Here is a 3,073-nt window from a genome sequence, read left to right as displayed (position 1 = left end):
ACACCCCGGAAAGGCGCCCGCAAGCCGCCCTTAAGCCAATCCGCACACGCCACGTTGCCCCCGGAGCCAGGGATGCTTATTTTGGGGTCTCGCGGGGTCGAGGAAGGCCCCGCTTCGCATTTTCACTCCGAGGCGTTCCACGACGCGCCAGGCAGGGTCCATGAATATGAAGCGCCGGCGCATGATCTATGAAGGCAAGGCCAAGATCCTTTACGAGGGTCCGGAGCCGGGTACCGTCGTGCAATATTTCAAGGACGACACCACCGCCTTCGACGCGACCAAAAAAGCGGTGATCGAGGGCAAAGGCGTCCTCAACAACCGCATCAGCGAATATTTGATGAGCCAGCTCAATGCGATCGGCGTGCCGACGCATTTCATGCGCCGCCTCAACATGCGCGAGCAGCTCGTCAAAGAGGTCGAGATCATTCCGCTCGAGGTCAAGGTGCGCAATGTGGCCGCAGGCTCGCTGGCCAAGCGCCTCGGCATCGAGGAAGGCACCCCGCTGCCGCGCTCGATCATCGAATATTATTACAAGAACGACGCCCTGCATGACCCCTGGGTGTCGGAAGAGCACATCACCGCGTTTGGCTGGGCGAGTCCGCAAGATCTCGATGACGTTGTAAATTTAACCATTCGGATCAATGACTTCCTGACCGGCCTATTCCTCGGCGCCGGGATCAAACTGGTCGATTTCAAGGTCGAATTCGGCCGCCTGTGGGAGAACGATTACATGCGCATCGTTCTCGCCGACGAGATCAGCCCCGATTGCTGCCGGTTGTGGGATGTCGCCACCGGCGAGAAACTCGATAAGGATCGCTTCCGGCGCGATCTCGGCGGCTTGATGGAGGCCTACTCTGAGGTCGCACGTCGCCTGGGAATCCTCCCCGAATCAGGGCAAGGAGAAGCCAAAGGGCCGATGCTGGTGCGCTAGCGTCGGTTTTCCGCGCGGGCGGGTCTAATTTCGTCTCCCCGAAGGGTCGAGGCGGCACGAATTTCGCGAAGCAGCACCATTTTGGAGGGGTAGTGTGCCTTCTGCTGCTCGCGCGGACGGCTGTCGAAAGGAACCCTTCATGAAAGCGCGCGTCTTCGTCACCCTGAAAAATGGCGTCCTCGATCCGCAAGGCAAGGCGATCGGGCACGCGCTCAACAATCTCGGTTTCGCCTCGGTCGGCGGCGTCCGCCAGGGCAAGCTGATCGAGATCGAACTCGCCGAAACCGACGCCGACAAGGCGCAGGTCGAGATCAAGGAGATGTGCGAGAAGCTGCTCGCCAACACCGTGATCGAGAAATACGAAATCGAGCTCTCGGCATGAAAAGCGCGGTCATCGTCTTTCCCGCCTCCAACTGCGACCGCGATGCGGCGACCGCACTGGAACAGGTCACGGGAACCAAGCCGATCATGGTCTGGCATGCCGACAGTGACGTGCCCGACGTCGACCTCATCGTCCTGCCGGGCGGCTTTTCCTATGGCGACTACCTGCGCTGCGGCGCCATGGCCGGCCAGTCCACCGTGATGCGCGCGGTCAAGGAGAAATCCGAAACCGGCGTCAGGGTGCTTGGCATCTGCAACGGTTTCCAGGTGCTGACCGAGACCCACATGCTGCCGGGCGTGTTGATGAAGAATGCCGGATTGAAGTTCGTCTGCCGGCCGCAAGCGCTGGAGGTGGTGGAAACCCAGTCGGTGTTCACCCGCGCCTACGCCGCCGGCCAGCGCGTGGTGTTCCCGGTGGCGCATGGCGAAGGCAATTATTTCGCCGACACCGAGACCCTCGACCGCTTGGAAGGCGAAGGCCGCGTCGTGTTCAAATATGCGCGCGGCGAAAACCCCAACGGCTCGGCCCGCGACATCGCCGGCATTCTCTCCGACAAGCGCAACGTCCTCGGCCTGATGCCGCATCCCGAACGGGTCTGCGATCCGCTGCTGGGCGGCACCGACGGCAAAGCGATGTTCGAAGGTTTGCTGGAAGCGCTTGGCTGAACTGGATGGCCCCCCGGCCATGACGAAGTGAAAGAACGAAAGACATGAACGCCCCTGTCGCCGTCACGCCCGAAGTCGTCAAGGAACACGGCCTCAACGACACCGAATACGCCCGCATTCTCGAACTTTTGGGGCGGGCGCCCACGATCGTCGAACTCGGCATCTTCTCGGTGATGTGGAGCGAGCACTGCTCGTATAAATCGACCCGCGTGCATCTGAAGAAACTGCCGACCAGCGCGCCGTGGGTGATCCAGGGGCCGGGCGAGAATGCCGGCATCATCGATGTCGGCGATGGCGACGTCTGTGTCTTCAAGATGGAAAGCCACAACCATCCGTCGTTCATCGAGCCCTTCCAGGGCGCGGCGACCGGCGTCGGCGGCATCATGCGCGATGTCTTCACCATGGGCGCGCGCCCCGTTGCCAGCCTCGATGCCTTGCGCTTCGGCGAACCCGATCATCCCAAGACCCGCCACCTGGTATCGGGCGTCGTCGCCGGCATCGGTGCCTATGGCAACTGCATGGGCATTCCGACCGTCGCGGGCGAGACCAATTTCCACAAATCCTACAACGGCAACATCCTGGTCAACGCGATGTGCGTCGGCCTCGCCAAATCCGACAAGATTTTCTATTCGGCGGCCAAGGGCGCGGGCAATCCGGTGGTCTATGTCGGCTCCAAGACGGGCCGCGACGGCATTCACGGCGCCACCATGGCCTCGGCCGAATTCAACGAGGATTCCGAGGAGAAGCGTCCGACGGTGCAGGTCGGCGACCCCTTCACTGAAAAGCTGCTGCTCGAGGCCTGCCTCGAACTGATGGCGACCGATGCCATCATCGCCATTCAGGACATGGGCGCGGCGGGCCTGACCTCGTCGTCGTCGGAAATGGCCGACAAGGGCGGTGCCGGCATCGAGATCGATCTCGACAAGGTGCCCCAGCGCGAGACCAATCTCACCGCTTACGAGATGATGCTGTCGGAAAGCCAGGAGCGCATGCTGGCGGTCTTGAAGCCGGGCCGCGAGGCGGAAGCGGAAAAAATCTTCCGCAAATGGGAATTGGATTTCGCGGTGATCGGCAAGACCACCGATACCCACCGAT

General features: G+C 61.8%; 4 protein-coding genes. All 4 read left to right on the top strand.

The genetic code is table 11. The features are described from left to right. Positions 1–166: 166 nt before the first annotated feature. The gene (purC, locus tag AC1P6P_RS04060) at positions 167–931 is read left to right on the top strand and encodes a phosphoribosylaminoimidazolesuccinocarboxamide synthase (protein WP_481401157.1); all 765 of its coding nucleotides are present in this window, start codon (positions 167–169) and stop codon (positions 929–931) included. A gap of 139 nt (positions 932–1,070) precedes the next feature. Continuing rightward, positions 1,071–1,313, top strand: coding sequence for a phosphoribosylformylglycinamidine synthase subunit PurS (purS, locus tag AC1P6P_RS04055; protein WP_481401156.1), 243 nt, complete (start codon positions 1,071–1,073; stop codon positions 1,311–1,313). Beyond that, on the top strand, positions 1,310–1,978 hold the full coding sequence (purQ, locus tag AC1P6P_RS04050) for a phosphoribosylformylglycinamidine synthase subunit PurQ (protein WP_481401155.1): 669 nt from the start codon (positions 1,310–1,312) through the stop codon (positions 1,976–1,978). The genes purS and purQ overlap by 4 nt, the downstream gene beginning before the upstream one ends. A gap of 44 nt (positions 1,979–2,022) precedes the next feature. Further along, on the top strand, positions 2,023–3,073 hold a 1,051-nt coding region (gene purL / locus AC1P6P_RS04045), incomplete at its 3' end, for a phosphoribosylformylglycinamidine synthase subunit PurL (RefSeq protein WP_481401154.1).

This window comes from Rhizomicrobium sp. (assembly GCF_056722145.1).
This window is presented reverse-complemented; position numbering and strand designations above follow the sequence as displayed.

Bases quoted from the DNA above. Each gene is read 5' to 3' on its own strand.
- purS (WP_481401156.1), top strand. From the start codon at position 1,071: ATGAAAGCGCGCGTCTTCGTCACCCTGAAAAATGGCGTCCTCGATCCG.
- purC (WP_481401157.1), top strand. From the start codon at position 167: ATGAAGCGCCGGCGCATGATCTATGAAGGCAAGGCCAAGATCCTTTAC.
- purQ (WP_481401155.1), top strand. From the start codon at position 1,310: ATGAAAAGCGCGGTCATCGTCTTTCCCGCCTCCAACTGCGACCGCGAT.